Source organism: Variovorax sp. Varisp53 (assembly GCF_059491555.1).
This window is the reverse complement of record NZ_CP168512.1, coordinates 5,651,745-5,670,499: the sequence shown is the minus strand read 5'-3', so window position 1 is coordinate 5,670,499 and position 18,755 is coordinate 5,651,745. Positions and strand designations below refer to the sequence as shown.

Here is an 18,755-nt window from a genome sequence, read left to right as displayed (position 1 = left end):
GCATGACAGAGATGGTGAATCCCTATGCCGCGCCGAGGGCGGAAGTGGCCGATGTGTATGACGGCGAAGCCCGCGAGCAGCCCGTGAAGCTGTTTTCCTCCAAGGGGCGGATCGGGCGGCTGCGCTATCTGTCTTACAGCCTCGTGGGCTACTTGCTGATCGCGATCGTGGTCGGCGTGATCGTTGCGATCTTCGCAAGCTCGTTGGGTTCGACCCTCGCGTCGCTGTTGCCGCTGCTGATCGTCGTTCCCTATTTCTTGTTCTTCACGTTGCTCTCGATCCAGCGCAGCCATGACATGGGATGGACCGGGTGGACCGTGCTGCTGTGCCTCATTCCGCTCGTGAGCCTGATCTGGGTGTTCAACCCCGGGACAAAGGGCGTCAATCGCTTCGGCGCGCCGCCGCCGCCGAACGGCGTCGGCGTCATCATCGGCGCCTTGCTTCTTCCCGTCATCGCGGCGATCGGCATCCTCGCGGCCATCGCGATTCCGGCCTACCAGCAGTACACGGTTAAGGCCAAGGCCGCGCAGGCGGCACAGGCGGTCAAGCCCTAACGCACCAGCGTCGACTTGCCGAACAGGCTCTCGATGAGTTCGACCGCCACCTCGGCCGTCTGGTTGCGCACGTCGAGCGCGGGGTTCAGCTCCACCACGTCGAGCGAGCCCAGCCGTCCGGTGTCGGCGATCATTTCCATGCACAGCTGCATCTCGCGGTAGGTCGGCCCGCCGCGCACGCCGGTGCCCACGCCGGGCGCGTCGGCCGGATCGAGGCAGTCGAGGTCGAAGCTCACGTGCAGGTGCGTGTCGTCGTCCACGTCCTGCAGCGCCTCGGTCATGGTCGTGCGCATGCCGTGCTCGTCGATGTGGCGCATGTCGAACACGCTCAGGCCCAGCGTGCGGATGGCCTCCTTCTCGTCGCTGTCGACGCTGCGAATGCCGATGAAGCGGATGGCGTCGTGGTGCAGCGCTGCGCGCTCGCCGCTCCAGCCCGTGAGCACCGAAGGCCCGTGGCCCAGCAGGCACGACACCGGCATGCCGTGCAGGTTGCCGCTCGGGCTCGTGGTCTCGGTGTTGACGTCGGAGTGCGCGTCGAGCCACAGCACGCGCAGCTTCTTGCCGCGCTTGCGCGCATGCCACGCCACCGCGCTGATGGAGCCGATGGCCAGGCAGTGGTCGCCGCCCATCATCAGCGGCACATGGCTGGCGCCCAGCGCGGTGTCGATGGCCGCGTACACCGAGCGGTTCCAGGCGATCACCTCGTCGAGATGGCGCAGCCCGTTGGCCGGCGGCGCCCACGGCGTGGCCGGGCCGGCGAGGTTGCCGCGGTCGACGACGACGTAGCCCTGCCGCGCCAGCGCTTCCGGCAGGCCCGCCACGCGCAGCGCATCGGGGCCCATGCCGGCACCGCGCACGCTGGCGCCGACGTCGGTCGGCGCGCCGATCAGTTCGAGGGTGACGTTGGCGTAGCTCATTTCAACTCCTCAGGTGGTGCCACAGGTACGCATAGCCCAGCGCGTCCATGAAGGCGGACTCCTTGTTGTCCGCGGCCGCGCTATGGCCGCCTTCCATGTTCTCGTAGAAGCTGCTGGCGTACCCCAGTGCGGACAGCTTCGCGTGCATCTTGCGCGCATGCACCGGGCCCACGCGGTCGTCGCGCGTGGAGGTGGTAAACAGCGCGGGCGGATAGGCCTGGCCCGGCTTCGCGTTCTCGTAGGGCGAGAAGGTCTTGATCCATTCCCATTCCTCGGGCTGGTCGGGGTCGCCGTATTCCGCGATCCACGAGGCGCCCGCCGACAGGTGCGTGTAGCGCCGCATGTCGAGCAGCGCCACCTCGCTCACGATGGCGCCGTAGAGCTGCGGGTACAGCGTGAGCATGTTGCCCATCAGCAGGCCGCCGTTGCTGCCGCCCATCGCGCCCAGGTGCGCGGGCGAGGTGATCCCGCGCGCGAACAGGTCCTGCGACACGGCAGCGAAGTCTTCGCAGGTGCGCAGCCGGTTTTCCTGCAGCGCGGCCTGGTGCCAGCGCGGGCCGTACTCGCCGCCGCCGCGGATGTTGGCGATGACGTACACGCCGCCCTTGTCGAGCCACGCGCGGCCGATGCTGCCGCTGTAGCTGGGCTGCAATGAAATCTCGAAGCCGCCGTAGGCGTACTGCAGCGTGGGGTTGCGGCCGTTGGCCTGCAGGTCTTTCGCGGCGATCTCGAAGTAGGGCACGCGCGTGCCGTCCTTCGAGGTCGCGAAATGCTGGCTCACGCGATGGCGCGAGGCGTCGAAGAAAGCGGGGCTGTCCTTCAGCACCTGAGGCTCGCCCTGGCCAACGGTGCCGATGTAGAGCGTGGTCGGTTGCAGGAAGCCGCTCACGGTGAGGAAGTAGTCGTCGTTCTCGTCCTCGTCGATGCCGCCCGCCGCGATGGTCGAGAGCGCGGGCGCGCCGCCGAGGCTCTCGCGCTTCCAGGCGCCGGTGCCGTTCGATGGGGGCGTGAGCACCTCGAGGCGGTTCACCACGTCGTGCATCACGTTGACGATCAGGTGATGGCGCGTCCACGAGTGGCTGTCGAGCGCGGTGGTGTCGTCGGGCTCGAACAGCACCGTGAGCTCGCGGCGGCCGGCCATGTAGTCGTCGAACTTCGCAGCCAGCAGCGAGCCCGACTTGTAGGTGGTGCCGCCCACAGTCCAGTCGGTGCGCGGCTCGATCAGCATCCATTCGCGCGTGATCTCGGCCAGCGAGTCGTCGGGCACGTCGATCTTGGCGAGGGTGCCGTCGGCGCCGCGCAGCCAGGTTTCGCTCTCGTAGAAGTCGATCTGGCGCGAGACGAAGTCGCGCTCGAAGCCGGGCGTGTTGTCGCGGTAGGCGCTGATGGACATGTCCTCGTGCAGGCCTTCGTACACCGTGGCCGCGCTCGCGAGCGGCGTGCCGCGCCGCCACTCCTTCACGATGCGCGGATAGCTGGAGCTGGTCATCGAGCCGGGGCCGAAGTCGGTGGCCACGTAGAGCTGGTCGATGCCTTTCCAGCCCACGTGGTTCTTGGCCTCGGGCAGCGAGAAGCCGCCTTCGACGAACTGCTTCGATTCGAGGTCGAACTCGCGCACCACGTCGGCATCGGCGCCGCCGCGCGACAGCGAGACCAGGCAGCGCTTGTAGTCGGGCTCCAGGCAGTCGGCGCCGTGCCAGACCCAGTTCTCCTTGTCGGCCGCGGCCAGCGCGTCGAGGTCGAGCACGCTCTCCCACGCAGGCTGCGGCTTGCGGTACTCGTCCAGCGTGGTGCGGCGCCACAGGCCCTTGGGGTGCTCCTTGTCGCGCCAGAAGTTGTAGAAGAAGGGACCGATCTTGCGCACCATCGGAATGCGGTCGTCCGAGTCAAGCACCTCGAGGATGCCCTGCTGGAGCGCCTCGAACGCGGGCGACTGCGCATAGGCCTGCACGGTGAGCGCGTTCTGCTCGCGGGCCCAGGCGAGCTGCTTCTCGCCGTCGATGTCTTCGAGCCAGAGCTGCTCGTCTTGCGGATGCTGCGGGGGGAGGCTGGATGTCATGGCCTCAGTGTACGGAGCCCGTGTGAAAGAGGGCCTTGAGCAGTTGCCGCATGCCCGCCGGACGTCCGACACTTTTTCGCTACTCCGGGCAAACCCCTGTCGCGCCGGTGCCTTCCCCCCGGTGGAAACACTGAAGAAGCCGGGGCCCACGAATGCAATGCCCGCGCTATCCTGCCGGATGGCGCATGCCCCACCAAGGAGAGACAACACATGAAACACCTGAGCGGTCTTGATGCCACCTTCCTGCACATGGAAACGCCGGAAATGCCGATGCACGTGGGCTCCCTGAACGTGCTCGACCTGCCCAAGGGCTACAAAGGCGACTTCTACGAAGACGCCAAGAGCTTCATGGCCAGCCGCATCCACCTGGCCGACGTGTTCACGCGCAAGCTCGCGCTGATGCCCTTCGACATGAGCAACCCGGTGTGGGTCGAGGACGACGACATCGACCTCGACTACCACGTGCGCCACATCACGCTGCCCAAGCCCGGCACCAACCGCCAGCTGCAGCAGTACGTGGCGCGGCTGCATTCCTCGCTCATCGACCGCAGCCGGCCGATGTGGGAGTTCTACATCATCGACGGCCTCAAGAGCGGGCAGGTGGCGCTCTACACCAAGGTGCACCATGCAGGCATCGACGGGCAGGCCGGCGTGGAAGTGGGCAAGGCCATCTTCGACCTCGAGGCCACCGGCCGCGTGGTGAAGCCGCCGCGTTCGCGCCCGCGCGGCAGCGGCTACCAGCTGGGCATGGCGGAGCTTGCGACCGCGGCGCTGCGCAACACCGCGCAGCAGTACGTGAAGCTCTTCAAGATGGCGCCGGCCATCGCTCGCGCCATCGGCGGGCTGGCCAAGCCCGACGAGAAGGCGGCCGAGAAGGACACGGCCGCCGCGCCGAAGAAGTTCAACCTCTTCGCGCCGCGCACCTCGCTCAACGTGTCGATCACCAACCAGCGCACCTTCGCCGGGCGCACCATCTCGCTGGCCGAGACCAAGTACATCGCCAAGCACTTCGGCGTGTCGCTCAACGACGTGGTCATGGCTACCGTGTCCGGCGCGCTGCGCCACTATCTGGCCGACAACAACGAACTGCCGGCCAAGCCGCTGGTGGCCGGCGTGCCGGTCAGCCTGCGCGAGGCCGGCGACCAGACGGCCAACAACCAGGCCAGCATGATCCTGGTGAGCCTGGCCACCGACATCACCGACCCGGTGCAGCGGCTGAAGGCGATCAACGCATCGTCGACCTCGTCGAAGTCGACCATGAACCGCTTCAAGGCGGTGATCCTCGACGATTTCCCGACCTTCGCCGCGCCCTGGCTGATGTCGGGCATCGCCTCGATGGTGGGGCGCTCCGGCATCGTCAACCTGCTGCCGCCTGCGGCCAACGTGGCCATCTCGAACGTGGCCGGCGCGCCGTTCCCGATGTACTTCGCGGGCGCGCTGGTCACCTGCTACTACCCGGTGTCGATCGCCAGCCACGGCACGGCGCTCAACGTGACGGTGCAGAGCTACAACGGCCGCATGGACTACGGCCTGATCGCCTGCCGCCGCGCCGTGCCCGACATCACCGAGATCGGCGACTACATGCTGGCCGAGCACAAGCTGCTGATGGAGCTGACGCAGAAGCACCCGGCGGCCGCGGGGGCGGCGCCCGCGCCGGTACCGGCGAAGATGGCTGAAGACCCGTCGGACGAGGCCGAGCCCGCGCCCGCGCCCGTTGCCGCGAAGAAGAAGCCTGCCGCGCGCAAGAAGGCGCCGGTCAAGGCCGTGGCGAGGAAGGCTCCCGTGAAGGCTGCCGTGAAGAAGGCGCCCATCAAGGTCGCGCCCAAGCCACCGGCCCGCAAGGCCGCTCCGGCCAAACGTTCCGGCACCCCCCGGGCCGCTGCGGCATGATCGGCGCACGGGCCCCGGCGGCCTGCTGAAAATTGGGGCAGTTGGACTAGTTTTCCGACCGTTCTAGTTTTTCAGGCCTAGGCCCCGCGGAAGAAGATAGGCCCATCGCGACAGACACACCCGTTTCCTTCGCGAGCCCATCAACTTCAAGGAAATCACTCTCATGTCCACGCAAACCACCATCGCTTCCGCAGCCGTTCACGTCGTCGGCCAGTACAACGACGCCGGCAAGACCCTGGTCGGCGCCTACCGCACCGGCGTGCATCGCCTCCTGGGCGGCGCCGCTTCGCGCTACAGCGAGTTCCTCGGCAGCCGCCAGATTCCGCTGGTGAGCGAGCAGGTCAAGGCCAACCTGATCGGCGCGCAGGAAAAGATCAATGGTTTCCTGGCCAACCGCCTGGACATCGACACCAGCCGCATCGTGTCCGTGATGGACCGCGTTGCAGCCGGCACCACCAGCGGCATCGAAGCCGTTGCTGGCCGCGTGGCCCGCGTCGAATCGCCGGTCGCCACCTCGGTGATCAACGCACTGGGCGCGCTGAACCAGCCGATCGCCGCCGTCTCGGTGCAGATCGCCGACAAGATCGCCGCCGGCACGAAGCAGATCGAAGCCCGCGTGAGCGGCGCCGAAGAAGCCAGGCCGGTTCGCACGGTGAAGGCCAAGGCCGCCGCCGCCAAGAAGCCGGTTCGCCGCGCTGCTGCCCGCAAGGCGGCCTGACCCCGGGGCGCGTGAAAGCGCCCTTTTTACTTTTTTACGGCATCTGGAGCACTGCATGGCGACCCGTCCTGACGAAACTGCAAAGTTGAAGAAGAGGGCGGCGCCTGCGAAGAAGATGCCGGCTGCCAGGAAGGCGCCCGCGGCAACCAGGAAGCCCGCGGAGCCCGGCAAGGCTGAAGTCTTGCTGCGCGCCGGCCTGAAGGCGCTGGACAACGTGCGCAACGACGTCGCCAAGCGCCAGGCCAACGTGATCGAAGGCCTGCTCGGCATCGGGCAGGGCAAGGTCCCCGGGCTCGACAGCTTCGGCATCCGCAAGTTCGAGGACGTGTTCGACCAGCGCGTCGCCACCGCCATGCAGCGCCTGGGCATGCCCGGCGCAGAAGAAGTGCAGGCCCTGCGCGACGAGGTCGCGCAACTGCGCGCACGCGTCGCGCAACTCGAAGGCACCGGCGCCGCCGCCCCCCGTGGCCGCGCCAAACGCTGAGCGACAACCCGACAAGCCGGTTGTGGCCAGTTCCAACACCACACGCGACCGCATCCTGCAGGCCAGCCTCGCGCTGTTCAACGCGCAAGGCCTCGCGGCCGTGTCGACCCACAAGATCGCGGCCGAGCTCGGCATCAGCCCGGGCAACCTGCACTACCACTTCAAGGCCAAGCAGCTGATCGTCGAATGGCTGTTCCGGCGCTTCGAGCAGCGGCTCGAGGCCCTGAACGGTTCGTCGGCATCGATCGCAGCCATCGACGACCTCTGGCTCGCGCTGCACCTGCGCTTCGAGGCCATCGACGAATACCGCTTCATCTACCGCGACATGGCCTTCCTGGCCAGCGAGTACCCCGCGCTGGGCCAGCGCGCGCAGGCCATGACAGCGCAGAACCTGCTGGCCGCGCAAACGCTGTGCGAAGGCCTGGTGGCCTCGGGCGTGATCGAGACCAGTGCCGAGCAGGCCCGCATCCTGGCGCTGCAGATGGTCTTCACCACCACCTGCTGGCTGTCGTTCGAGCGGCTCGTGCCGGGGCGCGACGCGCTGGCGCAGGCCGACCCCGGTTTAGCGGCTTTCTACACGCTCACGCTGGTTTCTCCGTATGTTTCCAACGAATCGAGGGCTTACCTTGATTACCTGAGGCGCAAATACCTCGGTTAAATGTCGCTGTCGTCCGACGGGGCATTCGTTCTACCGGCCTCATGTTCGTCTTGAAGCAGATAAAAACCACAAAGGAGCCATCCATCATCATGACCACTGCCACCTACGCCAAGGAACCTGTCGCGCCGCCGTCGCGCCTGCTGCTGCTGGCCGAAGCCCGCGCGCTCTGGGAAACCGGCGCAGGCATCGCCATGTGGCCGCTGCTGCAGCTCACGCCGCGCGGCGATGGCCACCCGGTGCTCGTGCTGCCGGGCCTGGTGGCGGGCGACGGTTCCACGCTGCTGCTGCGCCGCTATCTGTGCAGCCGCGGCTATGACGCGCACGGCTGGGGCCAGGGGCGCAACTTCGGTCCGCGCGAAGGCGTGGAAGACGCCATGGTCGAGCTGCTGAAGACCTTGCACGACAACAGCGGCCAGAAGGTCAGCGTGATCGGCTGGAGTCTGGGCGGCGTGTATGCGCGGCTGCTGGCGTCTTCCTATGCGCCCATGATCCGCAACGTCATCACGCTGGGCAGCCCCTTCTCAGGCAGCCCGCGCGCCACCAACGCATGGCGCGTGTACGAAGGCGTGAGCGGCCAGAGTTCGCACGACCCGCGCCGCATGAAGTTCGTGCAGCCCACGCCGCCGGTGCCGACCACCTCGATCTTCAGTCGCACCGACGGTGTCGTTGCCTGGCGCTGCAGCATCGAGAAGACCGGGCCGCAGTCCGAGAACATCGAAGTCGTCGCCAGCCACCTGGGACTGGGCGCGCACCCTGCGGTGCTCTATGCGGTAGCCGACCGGCTGGCGCAGCCCGAGGGCGAGTGGAAGCCCTTCAATCGCGGGCTGCTGGGGCCGCTGGTCTATCCGGATCCCGATCGCGATATCTGAGCCCCAGCGGGCTTCTCAGCTTCCGGCCCACACGTCCAGCACGTAGCGCTGGTCGGCGATCATTTTGTCCATCCACGCCTTGCTGTCGTGCCCGTGCTCGCGCGCGAGGTCGCTCAGCGTGCGCCGCACGTCGGGCTCCATGCGTGAGCCGTCGCCGCACACGTAGACCACCGCGCCCGCTTCCAGCAGCTTCCACACATCGGCGGCCTGCTCGCGGATCAGGTCCTGCACGTAGACCTTGCGCTCGCCCGCGCGCGAGAACGCGGTGTGCAGCTTCATCACGCCGCGATGCGCCCAGGCCTGGAGTTCGTCGGCATAGATGAAGTCCTGCTCGGGATGGCGGCAGCCGAAGAACAGCAGCGCCTCGCCGAGCGGGTTACCTCCTTCGATCTGCGCCGCGCGCTCCTGCAGGAAGCCGCGGAACGGCGCGAGGCCGGTGCCTGGTCCGACCATGATGAGCGGCCGGGCCGCATCATCGGGCAGCCGGAAGCCCTCGGCCGTGGTCTCTCGCACCACGCCGTGCACCGTGTCGCCGGCTTCGGCGCGCGCCAGGAAGTTGGAGCACACGCCCTCGAAGGTGCCGCTGCCCGACCTGGCGGGGCCGCTCACCACGCCCACCGTCACGCTGCACTTGCCCGGCGTCATCGTCGGGGAAGAAGAGATCGAGTAGTAGCGCGGCGACAGCGGCGACAGCATTTCGAGGAACACCGCGAACGGTACCTGGCAGGCACGGTGCTCTTCCAGCAGATCGAGCAGCGACTTGCGCTTGTGCAGCACCTCGGTCTTGTACGCTGCCTGCGAAGCCTCGTCGCTGCCCGACAGCGCCGCGAGCTTGGGTTTGGTGAACGGACACTCGGTATACGCCGCGAGCGTGGCGATCTGCTTGCGCGTGGCCACGTCCTGCAGCTCGACGTAGTCGCCCAGCAATCGGTCGACCGCGATCACCTGCTCCACCGGCAGCGCCGCCTTGCGGCCTGAGCCGGCATGCAGGCGCACATGCGCGTCGCGGTCGAAACCGAATCGCGCCATCGCGCGCTCGACCTGCGCCGGACTGTTGCGCGGCACCACGCTCAGGTGATCGCCGGCGCGGTAGACCAGGCCCTCGGGCAGCATCAGCTCGACGTGGCGCGTGGAGCGGCCCGCTTCGCCGTTGCCGTTGTTCTGCAGCTCGCGGTTCTCGATCACCCGCAGCGCCACCGCGCCCAGCGCATCGACGATCGCGTTCTTCTGCGGCGGCGGCAGCTCCTCGAGCGTGTAGAGCGGCTCGCTCTGCGCCGGCGCATCGGCGCCGGTCTTGATGCCGAAGGCCTTCACCAGCTCGGGCCACAGCGCATCGCTCCAGTCCTGGAAGGCGCCGTCCATGTCCTCGCGCGCATCGCCTTCGCCGCGCGGATGCACGCGCGTGGCGCCGAGCGCCTCGAGCCGTTCGTCGATGCGGCGCGGCACCGCCTGGTAGGTGGCGGCCCAGTCGGTGTTGCCGCAGCCGAACACGCTGAAGCGCACGCCGTTGAGCGAATCGTCGGCCTTGTCGAGCCAGCGATGGAACTCGGCCGCGTTGTCGGGCGCCACCCCGTTGTACGAGGCGCAGACGATGGCGACCACGCCGTTGGCCGGCAGCCGCTCGGCATAGTCGTCGAGCGAGGCCAGCTGGGTGGAGAAGCCGCGCATCTCGCCCGCCTCGGCCAGCTGCCGCGCGAGGTCTTCGGCCGTGCCGAGGTTGGAGCCCTGCAGCACCAGCAGCGAGGTGCCGTGGCGCGCCGCCTGCGGCTTGCGCTGTGCAGGCTGCGTGGGCTGCACGGGCGCGGCGGCCGCGTCGCTCATGTTGCCGCGCGGGCGCGTGGCGGGGTCGCGCAGCAGCGCCTTGATCTTGAAATTCTCCGGCTTGATCGTCAGCGCTTCCTTGATCTTCAGCTTGTAGCCCGTGTGGTCCACGAGGTTGAAGCGCTGCAGGATCATGCCCAGCGTGAGCACCGCCTCCTGCAGCGCGAACTGCCGTCCGATGCAGGCGCGCTGCCCGTTGCCGAAGGGCTTGAAAGCGTTCACCGGCCGCTCGCGCTCGGCTTCGCGGCTGAAGTGGTCGGGGTTGAACCGGTCGGCATCCTCGCCCCAGATGCCCTTGTCGCGATGCAGCGCGAGCGCATGCATGATGACCATGTTGTTCTTCTTGATCGTGTACAGCCCGCCGATCTTCGTGTCTTCCTTGGCGCGCATCGAGATCGCGGGCGCGGTCGGATACAGGCGCAGAGATTCCTTCAGCACCTGCATCACGTACTGCAGCCGGTTGACCTGCGCGTAGGTCGGCTTCTGCGTGGTGTCGGGGCCGAACACGTTGTCCACCTCGGCCTGCGCCTTGGCCATCGCCTCGGGGTTGTTCAGCAGGAAGTAGATGGCGAACGAGAGCAGGCCGCTGGTGGTCTCGTGCCCCGCGATGAGGAATTCGATGCACTCGTCGCGGATCATCTTGTCGGTGAGCTGCTCGCCGCTCTTCTTGTCCACGCCCGCGATCATGTAGCTCAGCAGGTCGGGCTTGGTGGCGATGTCGGCCCCGCTCGCGCGCCGCTCCTCGATGATGTCTTCCACCATCTTGTGCATGAAGCGGATGTCCTTGCGCTGCTGCGCGAGCTCCTTCTTCAGCATCAGCTCTTCCAGCGGCAGGCCGCGGCGGTTCTGCACCGTCTCCAGCGTGCGCACCATCGCGTCGACGAAAGGATGGAAGCCCTCGCGGTAGAACGAGTTGAAGCGATAGCCGAAGCCGCACAGGCCGATGGTGTCGAGCGTGAGCGCGGTCATGTCGCGCACCACGTCCACCTCCTCGTCGAAGTTCAGGCGCTCCCACTTGGTGACCAGCTGCCCCGCGATGTCCAGCATCATCGGGTGGTAGGCCTGCATCGCGCGCTGGCTGAAGTTGGCCAGCAGGATGTTGTGCGGCTTCGACCAAGTTTCCTCGTGCGTGTCCGAAGTGAAAAGTCCGTGCGACGCGGCACGCAGCCGGCGCAGCGCGCCGCGCGTGCTCTTGTCGAAGCGCGCTTCCTCGCAGAGTTCGTCCACCAGCGCGGGCGACGACACCACGATCACCGGCATGCCCGGCATGTCCAGCCAGTAGATGCCGCCGAGGTCCTGCGCGATCTTCCACATGTCGAGCACGGGGGAGTCGGAGCCGATCGACAGCAGGTTGCCGACGAAGGGCTTCTTCGCCGGATGCGGGATCGGGTGGAGCGAGTTTTTGCCTGCCATGGTCTTGTTGTGCCTTTGGAGTGGACCCGCTTCGGATACCGGGGTATGGAAGCCGGAGTATCCCGACGGCACGGGAGGTGGGCAGGACGGGGTTTCCCTTAGGACTTTCGGGCGGGGGGCTTCGGGGCGCGATCCCGCCGACGCGGTGACCTTTTTCGCGAATGTCCCCCGCCCTTCGGGCTCCTCCTTTATTTCGCGAAAAAGGCCCCCGCATCAGCGTGATCGTTCAGAGCACTGGTTGATCGGACACGCACCAGCGGCGTGTCCCCGTGCGCAGGACACCGGGTGCTCCCCGCAGCGAAATAAAGGAGGAGGCCGCAGGCCGGGGGACATTCGCGGAGGGGAGTACCCGGTGGCCTGTGCACGCGTCCCCGGAGAAAATCAGGGCCGAACCATCTTGCACTCAGTACCCTGCGCCAGCTCGTTCCCGGTATACACCGCGTCGGTGCGAAAACCGTAGTTAGTGCCTTCCCAGCCCGTCTTCACCGTCTTGCCATCCACCGGCACGATGGTGTTGACCACCTGCGGCAGCAGCAACTGGTGGTCTTCGGCACGCATGCGTACCGGACCAACCACCGACTCGAAGTTCAGGTCTTCGAGCGCACGAGCCACCTTGACGGTGTCTGTCGAACCGGCCTTGTCGATGGCGGCAGCCAGCAGGCGCGGCGTCATGTCGATGCGCGGCGCGAGGAAGTCCTTGCCGGTCTTGGCCTTGTAGGCCTTGGCCAGTGCGTCCACCTTCGGCGTGCCGGCCTCGCCCGGGTGCCATTCGGCCACCCAGGTCAGCTGCCCCAGCTTCGCCTGCGACACCGCCGTGACCGTGCCCGGCACCGAGCCCGCGCTGTGGTTGAAGTAGCGCAGGTTGTAGCCCGCGTCGCCCGCGGCCTTCAGCAGCAGCGTCATGTCCTGGCCCCAGTTGCCGGTGATGACCGAGTCGGCGCCGCTCTGCTTCACGTTGGCAATGTAGGGCGCGAAGTCCTTCACGCGGCCGATGGGGTGCAGCGCCTCGCCGACGAACTGGATGTCGGGCCGCGCCAGGCCCACCAGCTGCCGGCCGTAGCTGGCCCACTGCTTGCCGTGCGCGTAGTCCTGGTTGAGCAGGTAGACCTTCTTCACGTCGGGCGTCTTCTTGATGTAGTTGGCCAGCGCCTTCATCTTCATCGCCGTGTTGGCCTCGGTCTGGAAATGCCAGAAGCTGCAGCCCTTGCCCGTCATCTCGGGGTCGATCGAGGAGTGGTTCAGCACGATCAGCTCCTTGCCCGGGTTGCGCTGGTTCCAGCGCGCCACCGACTGCACCAGCGCCGTGACCACCGACGAGCCCGAGCCGCCCGTGACGATCGCCTTCGCGCCCTGGTCGATGGCCGCCTGCAGTGCGCTCTGGCTTTCCTGCGCCGAGAGCTTGCTGTCGAACTGCAGCAGCTGCAGCTTGGTGCCGCCGAGCACGCCACCCCTGGCGTTGATGTCCTCGATGGCGTACTGCGTGTGCATCAGCATCAGCTCGCCGACGTTGGCGAAGGGACCCGAGAGCGGATCGATGTAGGCGACCTTGTAGGTCTGCTGCGCGTGAGCGGCGCCGGCGGTGGCCAGCAGGCAGGCAAGGGCGATCCGCGCCAATGGCGCACGGTTGAGCTTCATGGTTTGTCTCCGGGGATGGTTGTCGGTCAGTTCTTCGCTTGCAGCCCGATCACGCGGCTGGCCAGCTTCGTGAGTTCGGCCACCACCTCGTCGGGCGAGAGGCGCCCGTTCGGGCGGTACCAGCTGTAGAGAAAGCCCGGCAGGCTGCATGCCGCGAGCGCGGTGAGCTTGGTCTCGGCGAAGTCGAGATCACCGTCGCGCCGCGCTTCTTCGAGCAACGGGCACAGCAGGTCGTAGAAGTGGTGGGCGAGCTTCTTTTGCGCCGCGATGTATTCGGGCCGGTACACCTGCGGCTCGCGGTAGGGAAAGAAGGCGACGGGGTGGTGCGTGATGGTTGCGCGAATCAGCCGCTCGATGCCGTCGATCACCTTCTCGCTGGCGCGGCGCGGGTCGGTGGCCGCGAAGTCGAGCGCGGTGAAGCAATCGACAGCCGGGCGCCAGGATAGCGTCTCGAAAATCTCCTGCTTGTCGCGGAAGTAGTAGTACACGAAGGGCTTGGTCACGCCCAGCGCGCGCACGATCTGAGCCATCGTGGTGTTGGCATAGCCCTGCGCCGCGAAGAGCTGCGCGGCCGCCTGCAGGATGCGCTCGCGCTGCAGATCGGTGCCCTGCGTGGCCGCGCGCTGGCGGCCCGTGCCTTGCGGCAGGTGCGGCTGTGCAGTCGTGTCGCTCTGGCTTCCAGAGGGTTTGTGCCGTGTCGCGGAAGTTATACCCATGGGTAGGATTGTTCGTGCACCATGCACCATTGGCAAGCGCCAGCCCGGTGCGTGCGGCTATCGATAACCCTGAGGAAGTGACGCCATGGAGACATTGCCCGACCGCCCGCAGCAGCCCCTGCACGAGTACCTGCGCACCCACGCACGCGAACGCGGCGGCAGCACCGCCTGCCTCTGGTACGGCCATGCAATGAGCTGGTCCGAGCTCGATCGCGCGAGCGACGCCTTCGCCGCGCGTCTGCAGGCGCTCGGCGTGAAGAAGGGAGAGCCCGTGGTGCTCTTCCTCAACAACTGCCCGCAGTATCTGGTCGCGCACTTCGGCATCCAGAAGATCGGTGCCATCGTCTGCCCGAGCGGGCCGCTCAACAAGGAGCACGAGCTGGCCTACCAGGTCGACGACCTGAAGGCGCGCGTGATCGTCGCGGCCGCGCCGCTGTTGCCGGTGGTGCGCAAGGTGCAGCCGCAGAGCGCGCTCGAACATGTGTTCGTGGTGCACTACGCCGATCTGCTGCCCGCCGATCCCGCGCTTGACCTTCCGCTCGAACTCGCCGCGGAGCGCAAGTCCGAACGCACCGTGCCCGAAGGCTGCGAAGACTTCCTCGCCGTGATGAAGGCCGGCGCGAAGCCGCAGGCCGTCGCCATCGGCATGGACGACGTTGCGCTCATGACCTACACCTCGGGCACTACCGGCCTGCCGAAGGGCGCGATGCTGAGCTATGGCAACGCGCTCTTCAAGACGCGCGCCGCGGCCGACTGCAATGGCGTGGGGCCCGATGACGTGCTGCTGTCCATCGCGCCGCTGTATCACATCGCGGGCATGCTGATGGGCGTCAACGTGCCGGTGCTCAGCGGCGCAACCTCGGTGCTGATGCACCGCTTCGATCCACGCGCCGCGCTGCAGGCCATTGCCGCGTACAAGGTGAGCTGGTGGTACAGCATCGCGCCGATGAACGTGGCCTGCATGCAGGTGCCCGACATCGCGAGCTTCGACCTGGGCAGCCTGAAGATGAACCCGGTGACGAGCTTCGGCATCACCTTCACCGAACCGCTGGCGCGGCAGTGGCGCTCGCACGCACCCAACTGCACCTCGTTCGAGGCGGCCTACGGCCTGAGCGAAACGCACACCTGCGACACCTACACGCCGCACCATGCGCCGCGCTGGGGCACGCAGGGCATCGCGGTGCCGGGCGTGACGATCCGCATCGTCAATCCCGACAAGGATGGTGACACGCAGGCCGACATGCCCACGGGCGAGGTCGGCGAGATCGTGCTGACCAGCCCCGGCGTCTTCAAGGGCTATTGGAACAAGCCCGAGGCCACCGCCGCCACGCTGCGCAACGGCTGGGTGCACACGGGCGACATGGGCAAGCTCGACGCCGATGGCTACCTCACCTTCATCGGCCGCTTCAAGGAAATGATCAAGGTCTCGGGCTACAGCGTGTTCCCCGAGGAGGTCGAGACCATCCTCATCAAGCACCCGGCGGTCGCGCAGGCGGCCGTCATCGCGCAGCCCGATGCCGAGAAGGGCGAGGTCGTGAAGGCCTTCATCGTGCGCAAGCCTGGCGCCGCGCTCGAGGCCGATGCGCTGATTGCCTGGGCGCGAGACAACATGGCGAGCTACAAGGCGCCGCGCGCCGTGAGCTTCATCGATGCATTGCCGACCACCGGCGCGGGCAAGGTGCTGCGCCGCCTGCTCAAAGACCAAAGCTGAGAGGTTCCGTTTGTTCTCCCAAGTCCTGATTGCCAACCGCGGCGAGATCGCCGTGCGGCTGGTGCGCGCCCTGCGCGACCTGGGCATCGCCAGCGTGGCGGTGCATGCGCGCGACGACGCCTCGGCGCTGCACGTGCAGCTGGCCGACACGGCCGTCGCACTCGATGCGACCGGGCCTTCCGCGTACCTCGACGTGGCTGCGCTGATTGCCGTTGCAAAGGCGCAAGGATGCGATGCGGTGCATCCCGGCTACGGCTTTCTCAGCGAGCGAGCCGATTTCGCGCAGGCCTGTGCCGAGGCAGGCCTCGTCTTCATCGGCCCGACGCCCGAGCAGCTGGGCCTGTTCGGCGACAAGGCACGCGCACGCGCTCTGGCCACGCAATGCGACGTGCCGGTGATGCCCGGCAGCGCCGGTGCGGTGACGCTCGCGCAGGCGCAGGCCTTCTTCGCCGAGCAGCATGCGCAGGGCGCGGGCGTGATGGTCAAGGCCATCGGCGGCGGCGGCGGGCGCGGCATGCGCGCGGTGCTGAATGCGGACGAACTGCCCGAGGCGCATGCGCGCTGCATGTCCGAAGCCAGGGCGGCCTTCGGCATCGAAGGCGTGTACGTCGAACGGCTGATGCGCAATGCGCGGCACATCGAGGTGCAGGTGCTGGGCGACGGGCAGTCCGTGGCCAGCCTCGGCGAGCGCGAATGCACGCTGCAGCGGCGCTTCCAGAAGCTGGTGGAAATTGCGCCGAGCCCCTCGCTGCCCGATGCCCTGCGCTCGCAGGTCACGCAGGCTGCCCTGCGCATGGCGAAGGCGGTGGGTTATCGCGGGCTGGGCACGTTCGAATTTTTGGTCGATGCCGGATCGACGACGCTGCCCTTCGTCTTCATCGAGGCGAACCCACGGCTGCAGGTCGAGCACACGGTGACGGAAGCGGTGACGGGTCTCGATCTGGTGCAACTGCAGATCGCTGTCGCAGCGGGCCAGCCCCTGGATGAACTGGGCGTGGACGCCGATCGCACCGCGCCGCAGCGCGGCTTCGCGGTGCAGTGGCGCATCAACGCCGAGACGCTCGATGCGCAAGGCAACGCGCGGCCCTCGGGCGGCACGCTCGCGCGCTTCGACCTGCCGGCCGGGCCGGGCGTGCGCGTCGACACGCACGGCTATGCGGGCCTTGCGCCTTCGCCGCACTACGACACGCTGCTCGCCAAGCTCATCGTGCATTCGCCGTCGCCGCGTTTCGCAGATGCATTGCGTCGTTCGCTGCGGGCGCTGGACGAATGCCACATCGACGGCATCGCCACGAACCTGTCGCTGCTGCGTGCCATCGCAGCGCGGCCCGAGTTCGAGACGCAGGCGGTGCACACGCGCTTCGTGGAGGCGCATCTAGGCGATCTGCTGGCCGCCGCGGCTTCGTTTGAAAAGCATGCGAAGAAGACGACGGCCGCGCCGGCTGCGCAACCCGTCGTCGAGGACGACGGCTCGGACGAACTGACCGTCAAGGCGCCGATGCCGGCCCGCCTCTTGCAGTTCGAAGTGGACATCGGCGACGTGCTGCCCGCCGGCGCGCAACTCGGCGTGCTCGAGGCCATGAAGATGGAGCACCTGCTGCACGCGCCCGTGGCCGGCCGCGTGGTCGCGCTGCTGGCCGCGCCCGGCGACTACCTCGTCGAAGGCCAGTCGCTGGTGCAGCTCGAAGCCGTCGATGCGCAAGCCGTCGAGGCCGAGGCGCGCGCCGAGTACGACCTCGACGCGATCCGCCCCGACCTGCGCAAGGTCATCGACCGCCACGCGCCCACACTCGACATCAACCGCAAGGCCGCCGTCGACAAGCGCCACGCGCAGGGTGGCCGCACCGCGCGCGAGAACATCGCCGACCTGTGCGACACCGCTGCCGACCCCGGCAACTTCATCGAGTACGGCGCACTCGCCATCGCCGCGCAGACGCGCCGCCGCACGCTCGAGGACCTTGTCGCCAACACGCCCGCCGACGGCATGGTCACGGGCCTGGGCAGCATCAACGCGAAGCAGTTCGGCCCCGAGGCGTCGCGCTGCGCCGTGCTGGCCTACGACTACACGGTGCTGGCCGGAACGCAGGGCATGCGCAACCACCACAAGACCGACCGGCTGCTGGCGGTCGCGCATCAGCTGAAGCTGCCGGTGGTGCTGTTCGCCGAGGGCGGCGGCGGTCGTCCCGGCGATACGGACATGCCGATCGTCGCGGGGCTCAACAACCACACCTTCAGCCAGTTCGCGGCGTTGTCGGGCAAGGTGCCGGTGGTCGGCATCGTGCATGGCCGCTGCTTCGCAGGCAATGCGGCGCTGCTGGGCTGTGCCGACGTGATCATCGCGACCAGGAGCAGCAACATCGGCATGAGCGGCCCCGCGATGATCGAAGGCGGCGGCCTCGGGACCTTCGCGCCCGAGCAGATCGGCCCGAGCAGCGTGCAGTCGCGCAATGGCGTGATCGACATCCTCGTGGAAGACGAAGCCGCCGCAGTGGCCGCGGCGAAGCAGTACCTGTCGTACTTCCAGGGCGCGACCACCGGTTGGCAATGCGCCGACCCGCGCATGCTGCGCCATGTGGTGCCCGAGAACCGGCTGCGCGTGTACGACGTGCGCGCGGCGATGCGCGGCGTGGCCGACACCGGCTCGCTGCTCGAACTGCGCGCGGGTTTTGGTGCGGGCATCGTCACGGCGCTCGCGCGCATCGAGGGCAGGCCGGTGGGCCTGATGGCCAACAACCCGCACCACCTCGGCGGCGCGATCGACGTGGAGGCGGCCGACAAGTCCGCGCGTTTCATGCAGCTGTGCAATGCGCACGGCCTTCCAATTGTTTCGTTGTGCGACACGCCCGGCTTCATGGTCGGGCCCGAAATCGAGGCGCAGGCGCAGGTGCGCCACGTGTGCCGCATGTTCATGGTGGCCTCGCACCTGCGCGTGCCTTTCTTCGCCGTGGTGCTGCGCAAGGGCTATGGCTTGGGCGCGCAGGCGATGACGGCGGGCGGTTTCGACGCACCCGTATTCACCGTGGCCTGGCCTACTGGCGAGTTCGGTGCGATGGGGCTCGAAGGTGCTGTGCGCCTGGGCTTTCGCAAGGAACTGGCGGCCGTCCCCGAGGGCGCCGAGCGCGATGCGCTGTTCAGGAAGCTCGTGGCGCAGCAGTACGCGAACGGCGAGGCGATCCATATGGCGCAGACGCTGGAGATCGATGCAGTGATCGATCCGGCCGAAACGCGCACCTGGCTGGTGCGTGGGCTGTCCTCCGCGACGAAGGCGCCTAGCGCGGCCGCTGCCTATGTAGACACTTGGTAACCGGTC

At 67.7% G+C, this 18,755-nt stretch carries 13 protein-coding genes; 8 read left to right on the top strand and 5 right to left on the bottom strand.

Annotation, left to right across the window (positions count from 1 at the left end):
• Positions 1-2 precede the first annotated feature (2 nt).
• The gene (locus ACEOAB_RS26585) at positions 3-554 is read left to right on the top strand and encodes a DUF805 domain-containing protein (RefSeq protein ID WP_413749971.1); all 552 of its coding nucleotides are present in this window, start codon (positions 3-5) and stop codon (positions 552-554) included.
• Here the strand turns inward: ACEOAB_RS26585 and rocF are convergent.
• Complete coding sequence (rocF, locus tag ACEOAB_RS26580; protein ID WP_495653205.1) at positions 551-1,471, bottom strand: arginase; 921 nt, start codon at positions 1,469-1,471, stop codon at positions 551-553. The genes ACEOAB_RS26585 and rocF overlap by 4 nt on opposite strands.
• A gap of 1 nt (position 1,472) precedes the next feature.
• Positions 1,473-3,530, bottom strand: a complete 2,058-nt coding sequence (locus tag ACEOAB_RS26575; RefSeq protein WP_413749973.1) for a prolyl oligopeptidase family serine peptidase — start codon at positions 3,528-3,530, stop codon at positions 1,473-1,475.
• Positions 3,531-3,740: 210 nt separating this feature from the next.
• Here ACEOAB_RS26575 and ACEOAB_RS26570 point away from each other — a divergent pair, with 210 nt between their 5' ends.
• From ACEOAB_RS26570 to ACEOAB_RS26550, 5 genes are all read left to right on the top strand, one after another.
• Positions 3,741-5,420 (top strand): WS/DGAT/MGAT family O-acyltransferase, encoded by a 1,680-nt coding sequence (locus ACEOAB_RS26570; RefSeq protein ID WP_056591232.1) that lies wholly within the window; start codon positions 3,741-3,743, stop codon positions 5,418-5,420.
• A 163-nt stretch (positions 5,421-5,583) separates the two neighbouring features.
• Complete coding sequence (locus ACEOAB_RS26565; protein ID WP_007835996.1) at positions 5,584-6,138, top strand: hypothetical protein; 555 nt, start codon at positions 5,584-5,586, stop codon at positions 6,136-6,138.
• 55 nt (positions 6,139-6,193) lie between these two features.
• The gene (locus tag ACEOAB_RS26560; protein WP_056591229.1) at positions 6,194-6,622 is read left to right on the top strand and encodes a phasin family protein; all 429 of its coding nucleotides are present in this window, start codon (positions 6,194-6,196) and stop codon (positions 6,620-6,622) included.
• 22 nt (positions 6,623-6,644) lie between these two features.
• Positions 6,645-7,280 (top strand): TetR/AcrR family transcriptional regulator, encoded by a 636-nt coding sequence (locus ACEOAB_RS26555; RefSeq protein WP_413749974.1) that lies wholly within the window; start codon positions 6,645-6,647, stop codon positions 7,278-7,280.
• 89 nt (positions 7,281-7,369) lie between these two features.
• Entirely contained in the window at positions 7,370-8,149 is a 780-nt protein-coding gene (locus ACEOAB_RS26550) for an esterase/lipase family protein (RefSeq protein WP_056591222.1), read from the top strand.
• 15 nt (positions 8,150-8,164) lie between these two features.
• Here the strand turns inward: ACEOAB_RS26550 and ACEOAB_RS26545 are convergent, their stop codons facing one another.
• The 3 genes from ACEOAB_RS26545 to ACEOAB_RS26535 all read right to left on the bottom strand — a co-directional run bounded on the left by ACEOAB_RS26545 (position 8,165) and on the right by ACEOAB_RS26535 (position 13,734).
• Complete coding sequence (locus ACEOAB_RS26545) at positions 8,165-11,383, bottom strand: bifunctional cytochrome P450/NADPH--P450 reductase (protein ID WP_413749975.1); 3,219 nt, start codon at positions 11,381-11,383, stop codon at positions 8,165-8,167.
• Positions 11,384-11,764: 381 nt separating this feature from the next.
• Positions 11,765-13,018 carry a branched-chain amino acid ABC transporter substrate-binding protein gene (locus tag ACEOAB_RS26540; RefSeq protein ID WP_413750540.1) on the bottom strand — a complete coding sequence of 418 codons (1,254 nt, stop codon included), beginning with the start codon at positions 13,016-13,018 and terminating at the stop codon, positions 11,765-11,767.
• 26 nt (positions 13,019-13,044) lie between these two features.
• Positions 13,045-13,734, bottom strand: a complete 690-nt coding sequence (locus ACEOAB_RS26535) for a TetR/AcrR family transcriptional regulator (RefSeq protein WP_413750539.1) — start codon at positions 13,732-13,734, stop codon at positions 13,045-13,047.
• An 85-nt stretch (positions 13,735-13,819) separates the two neighbouring features.
• Between ACEOAB_RS26535 and ACEOAB_RS26530 the strand changes: the two genes are divergently transcribed.
• The gene (locus ACEOAB_RS26530; RefSeq protein ID WP_413750538.1) at positions 13,820-15,445 is read left to right on the top strand and encodes an AMP-binding protein; all 1,626 of its coding nucleotides are present in this window, start codon (positions 13,820-13,822) and stop codon (positions 15,443-15,445) included.
• A 10-nt stretch (positions 15,446-15,455) separates the two neighbouring features.
• Positions 15,456-18,749, top strand: coding sequence for a carboxyl transferase domain-containing protein (locus ACEOAB_RS26525; RefSeq protein ID WP_413750537.1), 3,294 nt, complete (start codon positions 15,456-15,458; stop codon positions 18,747-18,749).
• Positions 18,750-18,755: the final 6 nt, after the last annotated feature.